Source organism: Chitinimonas naiadis, from assembly GCF_054780835.1.
Map to the genome: position 1 here is coordinate 1 of NZ_BAAGVO010000007.1, position 18,070 is coordinate 18,070.

General features: G+C 60.5%; 17 protein-coding genes. 11 read left to right on the forward strand and 6 right to left on the reverse strand.

The window, feature by feature from the left end; all coding sequences use genetic code 11:
• Positions 1–118: 118 nt before the first annotated feature.
• Both ACYVHK_RS20450 and ACYVHK_RS20455 read right to left on the reverse strand, forming a co-directional pair.
• Positions 119–823, reverse strand: coding sequence for a hypothetical protein (locus ACYVHK_RS20450; RefSeq protein ID WP_460535958.1), 705 nt, complete (start codon positions 821–823; stop codon positions 119–121).
• Positions 823–1,737, reverse strand: coding sequence for a LysR family transcriptional regulator (locus tag ACYVHK_RS20455; RefSeq protein ID WP_460535960.1), 915 nt, complete (start codon positions 1,735–1,737; stop codon positions 823–825). The genes ACYVHK_RS20450 and ACYVHK_RS20455 overlap by 1 nt, the downstream gene beginning before the upstream one ends.
• Positions 1,738–1,973: 236 nt before the next feature.
• Between ACYVHK_RS20455 and ACYVHK_RS20460 the strand changes: the two genes are divergently transcribed.
• The 4 genes from ACYVHK_RS20460 (at position 1,974) to ACYVHK_RS20475 (ending at position 3,949) form a co-directional block, all read left to right on the forward strand.
• Complete coding sequence (locus tag ACYVHK_RS20460; RefSeq protein ID WP_460535962.1) at positions 1,974–2,270, forward strand: hypothetical protein; 297 nt, start codon at positions 1,974–1,976, stop codon at positions 2,268–2,270.
• 101 nt (positions 2,271–2,371) lie between these two features.
• Positions 2,372–3,058, forward strand: a complete 687-nt coding sequence (locus ACYVHK_RS20465; protein ID WP_460535964.1) for a sulfite exporter TauE/SafE family protein — start codon at positions 2,372–2,374, stop codon at positions 3,056–3,058.
• Positions 3,055–3,525 (forward strand): DUF7931 domain-containing protein, encoded by a 471-nt coding sequence (locus ACYVHK_RS20470; RefSeq protein WP_460535966.1) that lies wholly within the window; start codon positions 3,055–3,057, stop codon positions 3,523–3,525. Before ACYVHK_RS20465 ends, ACYVHK_RS20470 begins: the two co-directional genes overlap by 4 nt.
• A gap of 136 nt (positions 3,526–3,661) precedes the next feature.
• On the forward strand, positions 3,662–3,949 hold the full coding sequence (locus tag ACYVHK_RS20475; protein ID WP_460535968.1) for a hypothetical protein: 288 nt from the start codon (positions 3,662–3,664) through the stop codon (positions 3,947–3,949).
• A 171-nt stretch (positions 3,950–4,120) separates the two neighbouring features.
• Here ACYVHK_RS20475 and aroC read toward each other — a convergent pair whose 3' ends face one another.
• Together aroC and ACYVHK_RS20485 are read right to left on the reverse strand one after the other, a co-directional pair.
• Positions 4,121–5,221 (reverse strand): chorismate synthase, encoded by a 1,101-nt coding sequence (gene aroC, locus ACYVHK_RS20480; RefSeq protein WP_460535970.1) that lies wholly within the window; start codon positions 5,219–5,221, stop codon positions 4,121–4,123.
• Between the two features lie 201 nt (positions 5,222–5,422).
• Positions 5,423–6,037, reverse strand: coding sequence for an FMN-dependent NADH-azoreductase (locus ACYVHK_RS20485; RefSeq protein WP_460535972.1), 615 nt, complete (start codon positions 6,035–6,037; stop codon positions 5,423–5,425).
• A 121-nt stretch (positions 6,038–6,158) separates the two neighbouring features.
• Between ACYVHK_RS20485 and ACYVHK_RS20490 the strand changes: the two genes are divergently transcribed.
• The 4 genes from ACYVHK_RS20490 (at position 6,159) to thiD (ending at position 11,290) form a co-directional block, all read left to right on the forward strand.
• Entirely contained in the window at positions 6,159–7,067 is a 909-nt protein-coding gene (locus ACYVHK_RS20490; protein WP_460535974.1) for a LysR family transcriptional regulator domain-containing protein, read from the forward strand.
• Positions 7,068–7,287: 220 nt separating this feature from the next.
• Entirely contained in the window at positions 7,288–8,583 is a 1,296-nt protein-coding gene (locus ACYVHK_RS20495) for an MFS transporter (protein WP_460535976.1), read from the forward strand.
• A 221-nt stretch (positions 8,584–8,804) separates the two neighbouring features.
• Positions 8,805–10,472 carry a phosphoethanolamine transferase gene (locus tag ACYVHK_RS20500; RefSeq protein ID WP_460535978.1) on the forward strand — a complete coding sequence of 556 codons (1,668 nt, stop codon included), beginning with the start codon at positions 8,805–8,807 and terminating at the stop codon, positions 10,470–10,472.
• A complete protein-coding gene (thiD, locus tag ACYVHK_RS20505) occupies positions 10,460–11,290 on the forward strand; it encodes a bifunctional hydroxymethylpyrimidine kinase/phosphomethylpyrimidine kinase (RefSeq protein WP_460535980.1) in 831 nt (276 codons plus the stop codon). Before ACYVHK_RS20500 ends, thiD begins: the two co-directional genes overlap by 13 nt.
• A 17-nt stretch (positions 11,291–11,307) precedes the next feature.
• On the opposite strand, the gene alr is transcribed toward thiD, so the two are convergent.
• Both alr and ACYVHK_RS20515 read right to left on the reverse strand, forming a co-directional pair.
• Positions 11,308–12,375, reverse strand: coding sequence for an alanine racemase (alr, locus tag ACYVHK_RS20510; RefSeq protein WP_460535982.1), 1,068 nt, complete (start codon positions 12,373–12,375; stop codon positions 11,308–11,310).
• A 99-nt stretch (positions 12,376–12,474) separates the two neighbouring features.
• Positions 12,475–13,785, reverse strand: coding sequence for a D-amino acid dehydrogenase (locus ACYVHK_RS20515; protein ID WP_460537077.1), 1,311 nt, complete (start codon positions 13,783–13,785; stop codon positions 12,475–12,477).
• Positions 13,786–13,917: 132 nt separating this feature from the next.
• Between ACYVHK_RS20515 and ACYVHK_RS20520 the strand changes: the two genes are divergently transcribed.
• From ACYVHK_RS20520 to ACYVHK_RS20530, 3 genes are all read left to right on the forward strand, one after another.
• A complete protein-coding gene (locus ACYVHK_RS20520) occupies positions 13,918–14,388 on the forward strand; it encodes an Lrp/AsnC ligand binding domain-containing protein (protein WP_460535984.1) in 471 nt (156 codons plus the stop codon).
• A 74-nt stretch (positions 14,389–14,462) separates the two neighbouring features.
• Positions 14,463–15,869, forward strand: coding sequence for an amidohydrolase family protein (locus ACYVHK_RS20525; protein ID WP_460535986.1), 1,407 nt, complete (start codon positions 14,463–14,465; stop codon positions 15,867–15,869).
• Between the two features lie 1,071 nt (positions 15,870–16,940).
• The gene (locus ACYVHK_RS20530) at positions 16,941–17,999 is read left to right on the forward strand and encodes a SphA family protein (RefSeq protein ID WP_460535988.1); all 1,059 of its coding nucleotides are present in this window, start codon (positions 16,941–16,943) and stop codon (positions 17,997–17,999) included.
• Positions 18,000–18,070 lie beyond the last annotated feature (71 nt).

The following is an 18,070-nucleotide window of genomic DNA, read 5'->3' on the forward strand; positions in this document are numbered from 1 at the left end:
AGATAAGCGCATTGAACCAGACCAAGCCCCGCGGTGAAGCCGCGGGGCTTGGTGCGTTCTGGCTGGTTTTTTGAGTATCGAGGTATCCCGGCGCACCCCTGTACCGTGGATACGCGACTTAGCCGGCAGCTTGTTTCTGTTGGTGTAGCCACAGCAATAGCGCCGCCAGCTTGCGGGCCGGAGAGTCAGTGGCAACGCTATTGGGCGGCGTTAGCGAGAATACGGCGGGCAGGGGATTGATGGGGTGGTAATCCTCATCTCCACTCCCCGCCAGATAGCGCTGTGCCAGCTCGGCCAGCCGGGCAGACAATGCTTTCTGGCCTTGCCAGAACGGGTCCAGGCCGGTGGCTGGATTGCTCAGAAACAAGGGTGCCAGTCCAGCTAGCCCGCCTCCGCATTCTTCCATGACCTGGTTGAAAAAGGCGGGTGCGCTCAAGCCGCCAGCATGCAGCCAGGCGCCAGGATTGGGTGCCAGTGCATCAAGCAGGGGGGCCGCAAGAGGAATCAACGCCGCAGGCCCTCCTACCGTCAGAAGAAAGCCATGCGCCACTGCAAACGGGCTTCCTTGCCAGCGCAGGCCGAGCGTCTGTGTCGCTGCCGCGGCTGGCGTGGTATCAAGCAGAACGTCGTCCGTTGCCAGCGTTGGCTTACGTCCGGCCGCGCTCAGCCATACCCTTGGCCTGTTCAGTGCCTCTGCCGCATCCATGCTGGCCAGCGCCTGCCAGCTTGAGGGTGGGTCGGTACCCAGGCAGGCACCCGACCAGCCTTTGCTGGCCAGGCGCTGTGCAATTTCCGTTGGGGTATCGAGCAGTACCAGTTGCATCAGACGGAAGCGCCCTCGCAAAGGCGGCGCTGTACCGCCTCATTGCTCAGATTGTCGAGGAACCAGCGCAAGGCATTGCCACGGGACTTGGTCGGCCAGCCGACAAAGAGTTGCGCTCGCGGCTTGCTTTCTTCCACTTCCAGCGCGACCAGGCGGCCCGCTGCGATATGAGGGACCGCAATCCGTTCAGGCAGGAAGCCAACACCGAGGCCGGCCAACTGGGCTGCGAGTTTGTCGCGCTGGCTCGATACGCTCAGGGTAGGTTGTCCTGTCAGCAAGCCGGATGTTCTGGGGGCCAGGCTGCGCGAGCTGTCTGCCACGCTGACAGCGCGATGGGCGCGGATGGTCTGCATCGGGATGGGTTGTGGTTCCTTCGCGAGCGGATGGCCGGGCGCAACGGCCAGTACGAAGGTCACGGTGCCCAGCGACAGGCTCTTGAAGCCACCGCCGGGCGGGGCTTCGTCCGGTGCTCCGATAGCCAGGTCGGCCCTGCCGGTATAGAGCGCATCCCAGGTGCCACCATAGCCCTCATGGGAGAAACGCAGTCGGGTCGCTCCGCCGACCCGGTCAAAGGCCGCGACGGACTCCAGTAGGACATCGAAGTCGACCAGATCCCCCACGGCAATACGTAATTCGGGTTCCCAACCTGTGGCCACGCGCTTGACGCGGGCCTCCAGCGCGGCTGCCGCATCGAGCAAAGGTCGGCCTTCTCGCAACAGTTCCTGGCCGGCCGGCGTCAAGCGGGCGCGATGGCCGCTGCGGTCAAAAATCAGAACATCCAAATCTTGTTCAAGCTTTTGTATGGTGTAGGTCACCGCGGAAGGGACACGATGCAGTTCCCCTGCGGCGGCAGCAAAGCTGCCCTTGCGTTCTATGGCATCCAATACGATCAGTGCGTCGAGCGATAAGCGCATTTCAATTTTTCCGATGCAGTCCAGGACTGTATTTACAGGCCCTCCTAATAGGGATTATGAGCGAGTCAGGGTGGGCTGCCGGATATTTCATCGGATTTATTGAATGGATGCTGCGCCGCACCATGAAAATCAATGCTAGGTTATTGATCGGTAGGGGTTTTCCGGTGATTTGTGCAGGAGTAGGATGCATTTCAGGACCGGCGTTAGATCGGGACAAAAACATGGAGACATCCTGCATGAAACTGAAGTCGATCTTGGTACTGTGGCCTTCGTTTCTAGTGGCCGGTATTGTGAACAGCCTGTTTTTCACCTTGTTTGATCCATTGGACCTGATGGTCAGTGGCGAGCCGATTTTTGATAGCCGTGTGGTGGCCTACTCGGTTGGTTTTTTTGTCTGCTGGCTGTTTGCCGGCCTGTCGAGCGGACTGACACTGTTTTTCGAGCGGGATGGGGCGGAGGTCAACAAGTACTGCCCGGTTGATTTCAGCAAGCCGCGTGGCGATGAGGAGAGCGGTACGCTCGCTCCCCATTGAGCATCGCAGCTTTTCTACAGACAAGGCACCCGAGTGGGCGCCTTGTTCATTTGTGGCGCCGTGGCTCGCCAGGGTATGGTCGACCTTGTTAAGCTGCCGCCATGTTTTCCGATACCTTGTTGTTGAGTCTTGCGGGCTGGTTGCTGGCGGGTTTCCTGGGGGGCGTGCATTGCCTGGGGATGTGTGGCGGGCTGGCAGCGGCGCTCGGCTTGCAGAGCCGCCAGTCAGGGCGATTCCCGATGCTGCTGGCGGCCAACCTGGGGCGTATATCGAGCTATATGCTGATTGGTGCGCTGCTAGGTGGTTTGTCCGGCTTGCTGGCCTGGCTACCCCAGGCATCCCATGTTCAGGCAGCCCTCTATTTGCTGTCCTTGCTGCTGGTCCTGCTGCTGGGCTTCTATCTTGCGGGCTGGTCGCCCTTGCTGGCGCGGTTGGAGCGCCTTGGCGGGCCGTTATGGCGCCGGCTGCAACCCTTGCTGGGGCGGCTATTGCCCTTGCGCAGCTTGCGAGGCGCATTCCTGGCCGGTGCGCTATGGGGTTGGCTGCCTTGTGGCTTGGTCTACACCGCGGCAACCGGGGCGCTGGCCAGCGGGGCGGCCTGGCGTGGAGCCGTGATTTTGCTGGCTTTTGGTCTGGGCACCTTGCCCAATCTGATGGCCATGGGGCTGGCAGCTGGCCAGTTACAGCGCTTGCGCCAGCACCGTGCGGTGCGATTGACGGCAGGGGTGCTGCTAAGCAGCTATGCTGTCATTGAACTTGTTCGCTACTTCATGAACCAAGCGCTATGAACGATCTGGCCTTTGAGGATCTGAATACCTATCGGGACGAACTGACCAAGGTAATGGCCGGCGCGACCCGGAGTGTGAGCTGGCTGGATGGCGACCTGGCGGAGACCGGTGCGCACGAGCAAGCCAATGCCCAGGCGCTGCGCCATTTGCTGGCGGGGTCACCGCAGGCTAGGGTAAGACTGTTGTTGCTCAGCGAATCATGGTTCTGGCGGTATTGTCCACGACTGGTGGAGTTGCTGAATACCTATGGTCATGCCTTTTCAATCAGGACCTTAAGTGAAAGCGATAGCAATACACCGGATAGATTTTTGCTGACAGATAATGCGGTGGTACGTCGTTTTCATCCTGAAAATCCGAGGGGTGAGACGAGTATTCAAGGCAGAACGATGGCGCAATGCCATCAGGAATTCGAACTCTTTTGGCAGCGTGCAGAACCTGCCGGGGAGGGGAGACGTCTATTCATATAGATGTTGCGGAGCCATATGTCTTGCTGCGGTGCAATTTCCCCCTAGTTTTTTCTTGAGAAGCTGCTAGAATTTTGGCGTCGGTCGTCTTTGATGCTGTCAAAGGTTTCAAGCCCTCGATCAACGGTCGATTGCTTACTTGTTTTCTGTTGTGAACTCCACTTTTTCAAAAGGTAAAACCATGAATAAGACCCTGCTCGTCGCTGCTCTGTTCGCCCTGGGCCTGGCCGCTTGCGGCAAGAAGGAAGAAGCTGCTCCTGCTCCTGCTGCTGAAGCTCCTGCTGCTGCCGCTCCGGCTCCTGCTGCTGAAGCTGCTCCGGCTGCCGCTCCGGCCGCTGACGCTGCTGCTCCTGCTGCTGCCCCGGCTGATGCCGCTGCCGCTCCGGCCGCCGCTCCTGCCGCTCCGGCCGAAGCTCCTAAGCAGTAATTTGCTTAGTTGCTGCGCTAGCGCAAGCAAGAAAAGCCGACCCTTGGGTCGGCTTTTCATTTGCCTGATTCATAACCCGGATTGAATAGGGTTTGATAGTCGGGCAATAGAAAAGGACGCTCATCGGCGTCCTTTTCTATTGCCTTCAAGCTGTATCGTCCCGCAGGATGATCAGGCGATCTTGCCGGGTATGCGTGGTGTGCTGACGGCTACATCGGCATTCTGGGCGCGATGCCGTAGTGCATGGTCTATCAGGACCAGGGCTACCATGGCTTCGGCGATCGGTGTCGCGCGGATGCCCACGCAAGGGTCGTGGCGGCCAGTGGTCTGCATCATCACGGCCTGACCATCCTTGTCGATCGAATGGCGCTCCTGTGGAATGCTGGAGGTTGGCTTGATGGCGATGCTGGCGCGGATATCCTGCCCGGTCGAGATACCGCCCAATACGCCACCAGCGTGGTTGCTGGCAAAACCGGCTGGGGTTAGTTCGTCGCCATGGACGCTACCGCGTTGCGCGACGACATCGAACCCATCGCCGATCTCTACGCCCTTGACTGCGTTGATGCTCATCAGCGCGTGGGCAAGGTCTGCATCCAGCCGATCGTAGACGGGTTCACCCCAGCCGACCGGCACGTTTTCGGCAACGACCTCGATACGGGCACCGATGGAGTCGCGCTCGGCGCGTATCGCATCCATATAGGCTTCGAGTTCGGGAATGATCTCGTCGTTGGGGGCGAAGAAGGCGTTCTCGGCAATGTGCTGCCAGCCCTTGAACGGGATTTTGATCTCGCCCAGCTGGCTCATGTAGCCACGAATCTCGATGCCGAACTTTTCCTTGAGCCATTTCTTGGCGATGGCCCCCGCTGCAACACGGACCGCCGTCTCGCGAGCAGAGCTGCGGCCGCCACCGCGATGGTCGCGGATCCCGTACTTGTGCCAATAGGTGTAGTCGGCATGACCTGGACGGAAGGTTTCGACGATCTTGCCGTAGTCCTGGCTGCGTTGGTCGGTATTGCGGATCAGCAGGGCGATAGGGTGCCCGGTGGTACGGCCTTCGAATACGCCGGAGAGGATCTCGACCGTGTCGGGTTCCTTGCGCTGGGTGACATGGCGGCTGGTGCCCGGCTTGCGACGGTCCAGCTCGGCCTGGATATCGGCTTCAGCAAGGACAAGGCCCGGAGGGCAGCCATCCACGACGCAACCTATGGCCGGGCCATGGCTTTCGCCAAAGGAGGTGACGGTGAACAACAATCCCAGGGTGCTACCCGACATGATGCGACCTCGTACGTGTGATCCGGCCTGAATGCCAGCCTGAATGATCCGGTAAAGAGTGTGAGTCTAACACAGCACCCAAGGGCCGAATCGCGGCGGCAGGCGGCACGCAGACGGGTCGATCCATGACAAAACCCCCGACCATGACTGGTGCGGGGGTTGTGTGCTGCTATCCGGTACGCGGTACCGAATGGCTCCGTCTTAGCTGACAGTCGCTTCGAACAGGGCGTCGATCTGCTTGCGTGCATCGGCAAAGGCCGCTTCGCGAGCTTCCGGCCCCATGGCGAGGCCTTGGGCGTGGATTACCGTGACGTCGGTGATGCCGACAAAGCCGAGGACAAATTTGAGGTAGTCCTCATGGGCTGCAGCCGATACCTGGCCTGCATGCTTGCCACCTGCGGTGGAGACGATCACCACCTTCTTGCCACCTGCCAGGCCTACCGGGCCGTTGGCGCCGTAGCTGAAGGTCTTGCCGGCCACGACGACGCGGTCGATCCAGGCCTTGAGCTGGCTGGGGATGCTGAAGTTGTACATCGGCGCGCCGATGACGATGCCGTCGGCGGCCAGGAATTCGGCCATGACGTTTTCCGACAGGGCGGCTTCGTGCTGCTGGGCTGCGTCACGCAGCTCGGCAGGAGTACCGTTCGAGCCAAGGGTGAAGCCGGTCAGTTGGGCGACGGAATCACCGCCCAGGTCGCGGTAGCTGACTTCAACACCAGCCTGGCTGGTGCGCCAGGCATCGGCGACTTCGCGGCTGAGTTGGCGCGATGCGGATGCGTCGCCGAGGATGCTGGAATCGATGTGCAAGAGTTTCATGGTTTGCTCCTGAGTGATGTCGCCAACGCCGGCGACTTGCTTGGAGCGAATACTATTCATCGTATCAATTGCGCACTAGATAGCTAAAATGTGATGCATCGTTCTACTGGTGGGACAATCTATGCAAGACCTCAATGATCTGCACTACTTTGCCAAGGTGGTGGAGGCGGGCGGCTTCGCGGCGGCTGGCCGGCTGCTGGGGATACCAAAGTCCAGGCTGTCCCGGCGCATTGCCGAACTGGAAGGCCGGCTGGGGGTACGGCTGCTGCAGCGGACAACCCGCAAGCTCGCTTTGACGGATGTCGGTGACCGATATTTCCAGCATTGCCAGGCGATGCTGCAGGAAGCCGAAGCGGCTGACGAGGCCGTTGCGGCCTTGAGCATCGCGCCACGTGGCCGGATACGGGTGTCTTGCCCGGTAGCGCTGGCGCAGACCCAGTTTGTCGATATCGTGCCGGCGTTTCTCGCAGCCTACCCGGAGGTGCGGCTGGAGATGGTGATGACCAATCGCCGGGTGGATCTGCTGGAGGAGGGCGTGGATGTCGCATTGCGGGTGCGGACCAGCGGTGACGAAGATCCGTCGCTGGTCACCCGACGCTTGCGGCCGGCGAGCAGCATCCTGGTCATGGCGCCCAGCTTGCGCCGGGCGGTGAGGGTACAGAGCCCGGACGACCTGATGCGCCTGCCCGTGCTGGGGGCGATCGAGCAGGACAAGCGCGTGCATTGGTTGTTTACTGCCCCGGATGGACGGCAGCAGGAGGTTGCGCTGGAGCCGCGGCTGGCCATTGATGAGTTCGGCATCCGCAAGGCGGCGGCCGTGCGCGGACTGGGTGTGACCATGTTGCCAGAGGTGTATTGCCTGGAAGAGCTGGCGGCGGGCACACTGATGCGTTTGCTGCCGGACTGGACCATGCCGGGTGGCCATTTGCAGGCTGTCTATGCGCACCGTCGCGGCTTGCTGCCGGCGGTTCGGGTGTTCGTGGATTTTCTGGCGGAAGCTTTTGGGCGGGATGGCGACAGGCTGGTCTAGACTGGTTTGCCCGTGCTTGCTGAATGGCCGGGATGGGGAATACCCTTAGCGCAGAGTGTCTGCCAGTTTGCTAACCTCGATCACTTGCGAAGCGTAAAACGCTCTGTCTGGCGCCACCCGGCCAGTTCATGCGCTCCTTTATGCTGTACCTCGGCACTCCTGCACTGATATCCGCCGTGCAGCGCTTCGCTTCTGATCCCTATCTGGAAGCGAGTACGCGATGTCTGTTTCACACGCTGCAGCCACTGCTGCGGCGCCGCGCACCCTGGGTGCGGGCGACTATAAGACCCTAGGCCTCGCTGCCTTGGGCGGTGCGCTGGAATTCTACGATTTCATCATTTTTGTTTTCTTCGCCGCGGTCATCGGCCAGCTGTTCTTCCCACCGGAAATTCCGGACTGGCTGAGGCAGGTGCAGACCTTCGGCATCTTCGCTGCCGGTTATCTGGCACGGCCGCTGGGCGGCATCATCATGGCGCATTTTGGTGATCTGCTTGGCCGCAAGCGCATGTTCACGCTCAGCATCCTGCTGATGTCGGTGCCGACCCTGCTGATGGGTTGCTTGCCGACCTATGCAAGCATTGGCATGGCTGCACCGGTCCTGCTGCTGGTCTTGCGGGTACTGCAAGGTGCCGCGGTGGGGGGCGAGGTACCCGGTGCCTGGGTGTTCGTCTCCGAGCATGTGCCGCATCGGCATATCGGCTACGCCTGCGGCACGCTGACTGCCGGCCTGACCTTTGGCATCCTGCTGGGTTCGTTGGCCGCCACTGCGATCAATACCGCCTTCAGCCAGGCAGAGCTGTATAGCTATGGTTGGCGCATCGCCTTCCTAGTGGGTGGTGTCTTTGGCCTGTTGTCCATGTATCTGCGACAGTGGCTGCACGAAACCCCGGTCTTTGCCGAACTGCAACAGCAGAAGGCGCTGGCTGCGGAAATGCCGCTCAAGGAAGTGGTGCGGGATCATCGCCGCGCGGTACTGATCTCCATGCTGCTGACCTGGATGCTGTCTGCTGCCATCGTGGTCGTGATCCTGATGACGCCGACCTTTTTGCAGAAGCTGTATGGTTTCAGCGCTGCGACGGCGCTGCAGGCCAATAGCCTGGCGACCTTGTGCCTGACGCTGGGTTGCGTGGTGGCAGGTAGCCTGGCCGATCGTATCGGTGCCAGACTGGTCCTGTCGGTGGGCGGTACTTTGCTGGCCATCTGCAGCTATGTGCTCTTCAGCAGCCTGTGGACCCAGCCGCAGTGGCTGTTCCCGCTCTATGCGCTGGTTGGCTTCCTGGTCGGCACCATTGGTGCCGTGCCCTTCGTCATGGTGCATGCCTTCCCGGGCAAGGTGCGATTTAGCGGATTGTCCTTCTCCTACAATGTGGCCTATGCGATCTTTGGTGGCCTTACGCCCGTGCTGGTCAGCCTGCTGCTCAAGTTCGACAAGTTGGCGCCGGCCTACTATGTGGCCTCGGTGTGCATGGTTGGTGTGGCGACGGCACTGTTCCTGCTCAAGCCGGGAAAGTCCTGACGCCCTGCTGCACGAACAAAACGGCCCGCTGGGCCGTTTTGTTCGTGCAGCCTGTGCTGTGGGCCGGGTCTTGCGATGGAGACGAGGAGACGGGCCGGCGCTCCGTGGCATTTGCCCGTAAGTGGATGCTGGCCGGGTCTTCAGCTTGGGTTAAGCATGCGCGCGCCGCTCCATGCTACATTCCCGCCCCTGTAGCTCTCCTCCCGTTTTGATAGAACGCCATGTCCTCCAACCGCATGTTTGCCTCATCCCCCGATAACTGGTTTGCCCGCTTGCGGGCCTGGCGTCCCGAGATGACGGTGGAGCGCTTGACCTTGCTGGTCACGGCGTTTTTTACCCTGTTCTGCAATGGCCTGTTCTGGCAGGCGGCCCTTGCCGGGCGTGACTGGTCCCAGCCGAAGAACTGGCTGTTCGCGCTGGCCATCTGGATTGCACTGACGGCCATCCATTTCGCCGCGTTCTCCCTGTTCGCCAACCGCTGGACCGTCAAACCCCTGCTGAGCGTGCTGTTGGTGGTCACGGCGTTCGCGACGTACTACATGCAGCGCTACCACGTTTTTTACGATACCAGCATGGTGCGTAACGTCCTGAAGACGGACGTCAAGGAAGCCAAGGAGTTGATGACTCCGGGCATCCTGCCGCATCTGTTCCTGTTCGCTGTATTGCCGCTGGTCGTGTTGTGGCGCAGCCGACTGCAGCTTCGTAGCTGGAAACGGGCCTTGCTGCTGCGTATCGTCTGGATCGGCGTGGCGGTGGCCGTAGCCGTTGGTGCCACCTTGCTGGTTTTTCAGGATTTCTCGGCCTTGATGCGCAACCAGCGGGAGATCCGTCACCTGATCACACCCGGTAACTATGTGGTGTCATTGATCCGCGTACTGGCGGCGGATACCGCGGCTGCCGGTCCGCGCAAACCGGTCGGCAAGGATGCCAAACTGGCGGCGAGCTGGGCCCAGCGGGACAAGCCGGCCGTACTGGTGATCGTCGTGGGTGAAACCGCCCGTGCTGCCAATTGGGGCCTGAATGGCTATGCCCGGCAGACCACGCCTGAGCTGGCGGCCATGGATGTCGTCAATTTCAGTCAGGTGAATTCCTGCGGGACCAATACCGAAGTATCGGTGCCCTGCATGTTTTCGCCGTTTGGGCGCCGGGATTACAACGAAAAGAATATCCGTCAGCATGAGTCCCTGCTGCACGTGCTGGACCATGCCGGCCTGAAGGTGCTCTGGCGGGACAACCAGTCGGGTTGCAAGGGGGTTTGTGATGGACTCGAGACACAGCAGGTTGATAGCGCCAAGGATCCCAAGCTGTGCGATGGTGAGCGTTGTCTGGACGAGATATTGCTGGGCGGCCTGGCGGATCGTCTGAAGAGCGAGAAGGGTAGCCTGGTTGTGGTGCTGCACCAGTTGGGTAACCACGGGCCGGCCTACTTCAAGCGCTACCCTGATGCGCAGCGTCGCTTCACGCCAGAGTGCACGACCTCCGAACTGGGCAAGTGCACGCGCCAGGAAGTGGTCAATGCCTACGACAATGCGCTGCTGTATACCGATCACTTCCTGGCCCAGACGATCAAGCTGCTACAGGCACAGACCAGCCATGATGCGGCCATGATCTATGTGTCCGACCATGGTGAATCGCTCGGGGAGAACGGTATCTTCCTGCACGGCCTGCCATATGCGATCGCACCCAGGGAGCAGACCACGGTACCGATGGTCATGTGGGCATCGCAAAGCTACGCCAACAGCTTTGGCCTCGACATGAACTGCGTCAAGCAGCGCAGCAAGCAGGAGATCAGCCACGATTACCTGTTCAGTACCGTGCTTGGCCTGTTGCAGGTGAATACGCAGGTCTACGACAAGAACTACGATTTCGCGGCGGCGTGCCGTCGCTGAACCAGGGCGGGAACCAGGCGATGATCCATCATGCGCTGACGATTGCGGGCTCCGATTCCGGAGGCGGGGCGGGCATACAGGCCGATCTGAAGGCTTTCTCGGCGCTGGGGGCCTATGGGCTGAGTGTATTGACGGCACTGACAGCACAGAATACCCAGGGCGTGCAGGCCGTTCATCCCGTTCCCCCTGCCTTTGTGGCGGCGCAACTCAAGGCGGTGTTTGACGATATCCGTGTCGATGCCGTCAAGCTCGGTATGCTCGCCAATGCCGAGATTGTCCATGCCGTGGCGGACAGCCTGTCGCTATACCGGCCCCGGCATGTGGTTCTCGATACCGTGATGATCGCCAAGGGTGGGCATCCATTGCTGACGCTGGACGCGGTGGCGGCCATACGCGAGCGCCTGCTGCCGCAAGCCAGCCTGATTACCCCCAACTTGCCGGAAGCCGCTGCCTTGCTTGGTTGCGAGGTTGCGCAGGATGAGGCGCAGATGCGTGAGCAAGGCCAGGCCTTGCTGGCAGCGGGGGCACAGGCCGTGCTGATGAAGGGGGGGCATCTTGGCGGGGTCGAGAGCCCGGACTGGTTACTGGCGCCGGACCTGGCGCAGCGCATTGTCTACCCGCGCGTGGCCACTACCCATACCCATGGTACGGGGTGTACCTTGTCCGCCGCACTGGCGGCACTGCGGCCTCGTCACGCCGACTGGCCCAGTACCATTGCGGCGGCCCGGGCCTATCTGCAAGCCGCCTTGCAGGCTGCAGACCGGTTACAGGTAGGACAGGGTATCGGTCCGGTGCACCACTTTCACGCCTGGTGGTAAGCGTTGCCTGACAGGGATTAGCCCTGGTAGTCGAAGTGGGCTCGCTTGACGTTGCAAAACAGTTCGTAGTCGATCGTTCCTGCCGCCGTGGCAATTTCTGCTGCGGGCAAGCCTTCACCCCAGAGCCGGACGGGCGTTCCCACTGTGGCCTCGGGGTGGTCGGTGAGGTCGATGGTCAACATGTCCATCGACACTCGGCCGATCAACCTACCGCGTTCTCCCGCCACCAGGACGGGTGTGCCATTGGGTACGACGCGCGGGTAACCGTCCGCATAACCACAGGCAACTACACCCACCCGGGTGGGGCGATCGGTGATGAAGCGGGTGCCGTAGCCAATGGTTTCGCCCGCTGCCAGGTGCCGTACCGCGATGACGCGGCTATCGAGGTTCATCACTGCTTGTGGCCAGTCAGCCAGACGACGATCCGTACTGGTGCCGCCATAGAGCATGATCCCGGCACGCGCCCAGTCGCCATGTAGATCGGGCCAGCCCAGTATGCCACCGGAGTTGCACAGGCTGGTTTCCACCGGCAGGCCTTCGATCGCGCGGACAAAGCACTGCTGCTGCTTGGGGCTGGTATCGGAATCCAGCTCGTCGGCCCTGGAGAAATGGGTCATGGCGATGATCTTGCCGACCTTGCCGGTTGCCATCAGGCGTGCGTAGGCAGCCCGGAAGTCATCCGGGTGCAGACCCAGGCGATGCATGCCGCTGTCTATCTTGGTCCAGACGGTGAGCTTCTGCTTGATATCGGACTGTTCAATATCGGCGATCTGCTCAAGGCTGTGTAGCGCGGTCCAGAGCTTGTGCTGGTCGATCAGGGGCAGTTCACTGGCGTCGAACCAGCCTTCGAGCAGCAGGATGGGCTGCTGGATGCCGGCCTCGCGCAGCTGGATGGCTTCTTCGATGGCGGCCACGCCAAAACCGTCCGCAATATCCGCCAGCGCCTTCGCGCATTGGACTGCACCATGGCCGTAGGCATTGGCCTTGATGGTGGCCAGCACTCGGCCGCCATGCAGGCGCTTGGCCAGCAGGTAGTTGTTGCGCAGTGCGGCGAGATTGATGGTAGCGGTCAGCGGGCGGCTCATGATCGGTCGGGCTCAGGAAAGGCTGGGGGGATTATCCGGCAAAACGGGACCAGCCGCCCCGGTACGGCGCAGGGCGGTTGGTCCTGGTCTGTATCGTGTTCAGGCGGTGGCGGGTTGCAGGCTGCCAAGGCGGCCAGCGATGGCTTTGCGGCCATAGCGGTCCAGTGCCAGGCCTTCGGTACTGATCTCCGGACGCTGGCCGGTGACGATGTCGGCCAGCAACTTGCCGGAGCCGCAGGCCATGGTCCAGCCCAGGGTGCCATGGCCGGTATTGAGTGAAAGGTTAGCGTAGGGGCTGGCGCCGACGATAGGGGTGCCATCCGGTGTCATGGGGCGCAGGCCGGTCCAGAAACTGGCGGCGGCGACATCGCCACCCTGTGGAAACAGGTCATTGACCACCAATTCCAGCGTCTCGCGGCGGCGCGGGTTGAGACTCAGATCATAGCCGCTCAGTTCGGCCATACCGCCGACGCGGATTCGGTCGTCGAAGCGGGTGATGGCGATCTTGTAGGTCTCGTCCAGGATGGTAGAGACCGGTGCACCAGCCGGGTCGGTAATGGGGATCGTGAGTGAATAGCCCTTGGTCGGGTACACCGGCAGGTTCAGCCCCAGTTCCTTGACCAGGTGGCGGCTGAAGCTGCCGAGTGCGACCACGTAGTGATCGGCCGTCAGGCGCTCACCGTTGACCTGTACCCCGGCAATGCGGCCACGCTCCACCACCAATTGTTCGATCCGGCTGTTGAAGCAGAACGCCACACCCAGTTGCTCTGCCCGCTGGGCAAGCTCGGTCGTGAAGCGTTGGCAATCGCCGGTTTCGTCGTTGGGCAGGCGCAGGCCCCCAACGATACGTCCCGGTACCTTGGCTAGCGCCGGCTCCGCCTTGGCGCAGCCGGCCTCGTCCAGCAGCTCGAATGGTACGCCACAGGCGTCCAGCACCGGGATGTCGCGTGCGGCACCGTCCAGTTGTTTTTGGGTACGGAACAGCTGCAAGGTGCCACCGCTACGCTCTTCGTAGTGCAGGCCGATATCCCTGCGCAGGGCGCGCAGGCAATCCCGGCTGTACTCGGACAGGCGCATCATGCGTTCCTTGTTGACGGCATAGGCGGCGTCATTGCAGTTGGCCAGCATCTGGGCCATCCATTGCCACTGGAATAGGCTGCCGTCCGGCTTCACTGCAAGGGGGGCATGGCGCTGAAACAGCCATTTGAGGGCCTTGGTCGGAATGCCGGGTGCTGCCCAGGGGGTGGAATAACCGGGCGAGATCTGGCCTGCGTTGGCAAAGCTGGTTTCCAGCGCTACGCCGGACTGCCGTTCCAGTACGGTGACGTCGGCTCCGGCACGTGCCAGGTAGTAAGCCGTCGATACACCAATCACACCGCCGCCGAGTACGATCACACGCATGGTTTGCAGCCCGAATTCAAGGTTAGTTAATTCGCGCAGTCTATTGAGCTAATGGCAAAAAGTGCCACCAAGTTTTATGATGAAATCAGGAATAAGTCCTGCCAATCTGGGTTATGACTAGAAAAAGTCTGGAAATGAGCTATGCGTGAACTGGATCGTACCGATCGCAAGATATTGACGCTGTTGCAAGCGGACGGCCGCATGGCCTTGACCGAGTTGGCCGAGAAGGTGGGATTGTCGACTACGCCTACCTCAGAGCGCGTGAAACGACTGGAGCGGGAAGGGGTGATCGAGGGCTACTACGCGCGGGTGAATCCGCGGGCGGTGGCCTGTGCGCAACTGGTTTTTGTCGAGCTGCGGTTGGCGGCGAAGTCGGCGGAGATATTCGACCAGTTCCGGCGCGAGGTTATGAAACTACCGAATATCGTGGAATGCCACCTGGTTTCGGGTGACTTTGACTACCTCGTCAAGGCGCGTATCTCCGATATGTCCCAGTACCGGACCCTGTTGGGCGACATCCTGCTGAATCTGCCCGGTGCCGTGGAGTCCCGCAGTTACGTGGTGATGGAGGAAGTGAAGGAAACGCTGGTTTTGCCGGTGATGGGCAACTGACCACGCCGGGTCCCGCTGCGCTGGCAGCCGTTGTAGCCTGCCGTTGATAACCTGATCAGGATGAACCCGCTCTCATGCCGAACTGGACATTGACCGCCGCGCTGGCGCTTGGCGCCTCGCTCACCTATGCCGCCAATACCGAGGAATTCGTGGCGCTGCGTGACCCTTTGCTGGCCTTGACGCATGTGGAGCTGTTCGACGGCACCGGCGGTCCGGTCCAGACCGATATGAGCGTGCTGATCAAGGACGGGCGAATTGCCGCCCTTGGTAAAACCGGCAAGCTGACATTGCCCAAGGGGACTGTGGTCAAGGATCTGGGCGGAATGTCGCTCACGCCCGGCTTTGTCATGCTGCACGAGCACACTTTCTACCCGGTCGCGATGGGGGCCTATGGCGCGCTGTTTGATTCCTTCCCGCGTCTCTATCTGGCGGGCGGTGCGACGACGATCCGGACGGCTGGCAGCATGAGCCCGTACGCCGACCTCAATCTCAAGCGGGATATTGATGCGGGTAGCAATATCGGCCCGGATATGGATGTCACGGCACCGTTCCTGAACGGCGCCACGCCATTTGTGATGCAGGTACAACGCATCACGAGCCCGGAACAGGCCAAGTCCATGGTGAGCTACTGGGCTGGCGAGGGAGCGACCTCCTACAAGGCCTATATGCACCTGACCCGGGCGGAGCTGGCGGCTGTGGTCGCTGAGGCGCATGCGCACCAGCAGAAGGTGACGGGTCATCTGTGCGCCATCAGCTATCGGGAGGCGGCCGATATCGGTATTGATAATCTGGAGCATGGTTTTCTGGCGGCCAGCGACTTTGTCGCCAGCAAGCAGCTGGATGCCTGCCCGGCGGCCGATGCCGTACCCAAGAGCCTGAACGCCCTGGCGGTGGATAGTCCGGAGATGCAGGCATTACAGAAGCATCTGCTGGAAAGGAAAGTGGCGCTGACTTCGACCCTGACCGTATTCGAGACGTTTGCCAGCGGCCGGCCGATTGCACCGCAAGGCGCGCTGGACCTACTGATTCCGCAATTGCGGGAAATGTACTTGACGCGTTGGTCCGCCATCGCGGCCCAGCCGGGCAATATCTGGAGCAGTTTGCTACCCAAGGAAATGGCGTGGGAGAAGCAGTATTTCGATGCGGGTGGACTTTTGGTGGCCGGCACTGATCCGACTGGCTACGGCGGCGTCATCCCTGGTTATTCCAATGTGCGCCAGATCGAACTGCTGGAAGAAGCCGGCCTCAGTCGTGCGCAGGCACTGCAAGTCGCTACCTTGAACGGTGCCGTCTACCTGGGGCGTGAGCGAGACATCGGCTCGGTCACCGTGGGCAAGCGGGCCGATCTGGTGCTGTACCAGGGGAGCCTGAGTCAGGATGCCACTGCCTTGAGGCGTATCGTCTGGACCATGAAGGCGGGCGTCGCCTACGACTCTGGCAAGATCAAGGCGGCTTACAAAGGGAAGGTGGGCTTGCAGTAGGGGTTGGTTGGTGAGGTCAGGCTGATAGCCTGATCGAGATCGGTTGGTGGGGGCTTATTGGACGGGCAGTCGTTACAGCGAGGGCTTGCTGGTTAACATGCCAGGTTCAAATGGTGAATTGATGCATCATTCTCTGTGCGAAAGACAGTCAGGATTTGGCTCAATTGCCGGCGTGCAGGGTAAGCGGTCATTGCAAGCGGAGAGGGCGATTTAATATCGCGATTATGGCTGAGTCATAGGGTGTATCGGCCGGTGAATTTAATACTGCTTGAGCATAAGCATGAAATGGCGACGGAGAAATTCGATGTCGTCTGGCTGGCTGCAAAACGGTCTTAAATGGTTCGTGGTCTGGCGAATGGTTGTTGAAATGGGGCCGGTAATCCGCATGGCTTGTCCTGATAGGGACACGTTCAGCCTGAATAACCCAATGGCCCGACATTAAGGTGATTATTACCGCCTTATTGGAAAGTTTCACGTAAGAAACTCTCTGCGCAAGGCACACGCTGGTTTTGCGGGGCGCGGGCCGTATTTCGATCTGTCCTACAAACAGGTGGGAAACTACGTAGAGGACGGTATAATGCGGCCCCGATCAAAAGGTCAACTCCCGTCGGTTGTTGCGCCGCCATGTCGTCCTCAAATGGGTTCAGCAGGCAACGCCTTGCTTGAGACCAGGCCCTGGAGCAGCACATTTCCATGGTAACTGAGACTCTGCGCCGGACTGTTTATCAGGCAGTTCAGGACGCGGAGCTGATCGGCCATGTCTATCGGCGCATCTTCTTCACGCCGGGCTTGTGAGAATTGCTGGCTGCATCAGCCAGCTGTTGCAGCCAATGCGAAGATGCCCAGTTTGCGCTGTAGCGCAAGGCTGGAAATTATTGGCGGATTCCAAGAAGAATACGACTAAAAGCTAGAGGTTGTGTGCCTCGCAGCCCTGTACCCAGTAGTACTTGAATTCAAGCTGGAACCTATCTACAACCAATTGTTACTGTAAAGTAATTGCTCTACTTATTTGCTGTTTGTCCTTGAATGCTTGGTTCGGATAGTCGGCAAATTTGTTTTGGAAAGATGATTATGCGGATTACCCTTGTTTGCCTGCTTGCTGTTGCAGTACCTGGCGTTGCGATTGCCAGCGAAAACTACGATTTGCGCTATGCGCCTGGTATTGGTGGCGCAGACATGTCGGCTCCTTACGAGAGCGGCTGGGTTGTGCAGACGCCAATCTATCGCTATCGCGGCAGCATTCAGCATGATTCCCGCCAGCAAATTGACCTGCAGGCATTGGGCGCACCGGCCGGCTCCGTTGCCAATGTCACGACGGGTAGCAAGATCCGTATTGGGGCAGAAGGTGTGCTGGCACGCCTCAGCTATATGAGCAATACGCAGGTGCTGGGCGCGCAGTTGGGCTTCACCGCCTTGCTGCCGCTGCTGCGCAAGAAAACCGACGTTACGATTGAGCGCGCCGATAGCCAGATCACCCCGGCCAGTCTTGAAGCGCTTGGGCCGGTTGTCCGTGCCGCTGCATTGCAATCGGCCCGCGGTATTGCCAGAACCAATTCGAACAGCAGCACCGGCATTGGTGACCTGGAGCTGGCACCGATGCTGCGTTGGTCTACCGACAACAGCCAATGGATGTTTGTGCCGGCCATTGTCTTGCCGACCGGTTCTTATGATCGCGACAAAGCGGCCAATCCGGGGAGCGGCAAGTTCTACACTTTCCGTCCCTTGGTCCAGTACAGCTATATCGGCGATGGCTGGGACGTGGGTGCGCGTGGTTCGCTGGCGATCAACAGCCGTAACAAGGACACCCATTTCCGCACCGGCAACTATGTGAATGTGGACCTGGCCTTGATGAAGACGGTGACCGAATCATGGCGCCTGGGTATGGCCGGGTATGCCGTGGTGCAGACCACGGAAGACAGCCGTAGCGAGACCCCGCAGGACCCGGCCGTGCTGGCCCGTCAAGGCCTCACCCTCGGTGCCAAGGGTCATGTTTACGGTTTGGGCGTTCAGTTCGCCTACTTGCAGGGCGGTGGTGACTATCTGGTAGACGGCCGCCTCTTGCAGGAGTTTGGCGCCAAGGACCGTCCAGAAGGCACCACCTTTGTACTGAACCTGACGAAGCCGTTCTGAGCCTGTTAATTCCGGTAGGACAGGAGCGTTGTGCGCTTGCCCTCCCTGCACTTTAAGGAATCACGATGATT

Bases quoted from the DNA above. Each gene is read 5' to 3' on its own strand.
- ACYVHK_RS20450 (WP_460535958.1), bottom strand. From the start codon at position 823: ATGCAACTGGTACTGCTCGATACCCCAACGGAAATTGCACAGCGCCTG.
- ACYVHK_RS20455 (WP_460535960.1), bottom strand. From the start codon at position 1,737: ATGCGCTTATCGCTCGACGCACTGATCGTATTGGATGCCATAGAACGC.
- ACYVHK_RS20460 (WP_460535962.1), top strand. From the start codon at position 1,974: ATGAAACTGAAGTCGATCTTGGTACTGTGGCCTTCGTTTCTAGTGGCC.
- ACYVHK_RS20465 (WP_460535964.1), top strand. From the start codon at position 2,372: ATGTTTTCCGATACCTTGTTGTTGAGTCTTGCGGGCTGGTTGCTGGCG.
- ACYVHK_RS20470 (WP_460535966.1), top strand. From the start codon at position 3,055: ATGAACGATCTGGCCTTTGAGGATCTGAATACCTATCGGGACGAACTG.
- aroC (WP_460535970.1), bottom strand. From the start codon at position 5,221: ATGTCGGGTAGCACCCTGGGATTGTTGTTCACCGTCACCTCCTTTGGC.
- ACYVHK_RS20485 (WP_460535972.1), bottom strand. From the start codon at position 6,037: ATGAAACTCTTGCACATCGATTCCAGCATCCTCGGCGACGCATCCGCA.
- ACYVHK_RS20490 (WP_460535974.1), top strand. From the start codon at position 6,159: ATGCAAGACCTCAATGATCTGCACTACTTTGCCAAGGTGGTGGAGGCG.
- ACYVHK_RS20495 (WP_460535976.1), top strand. From the start codon at position 7,288: ATGTCTGTTTCACACGCTGCAGCCACTGCTGCGGCGCCGCGCACCCTG.
- ACYVHK_RS20500 (WP_460535978.1), top strand. From the start codon at position 8,805: ATGTCCTCCAACCGCATGTTTGCCTCATCCCCCGATAACTGGTTTGCC.
- alr (WP_460535982.1), bottom strand. From the start codon at position 12,375: ATGAGCCGCCCGCTGACCGCTACCATCAATCTCGCCGCACTGCGCAAC.
- ACYVHK_RS20520 (WP_460535984.1), top strand. From the start codon at position 13,918: ATGCGTGAACTGGATCGTACCGATCGCAAGATATTGACGCTGTTGCAA.
- ACYVHK_RS20525 (WP_460535986.1), top strand. From the start codon at position 14,463: ATGCCGAACTGGACATTGACCGCCGCGCTGGCGCTTGGCGCCTCGCTC.
- ACYVHK_RS20530 (WP_460535988.1), top strand. From the start codon at position 16,941: ATGCGGATTACCCTTGTTTGCCTGCTTGCTGTTGCAGTACCTGGCGTT.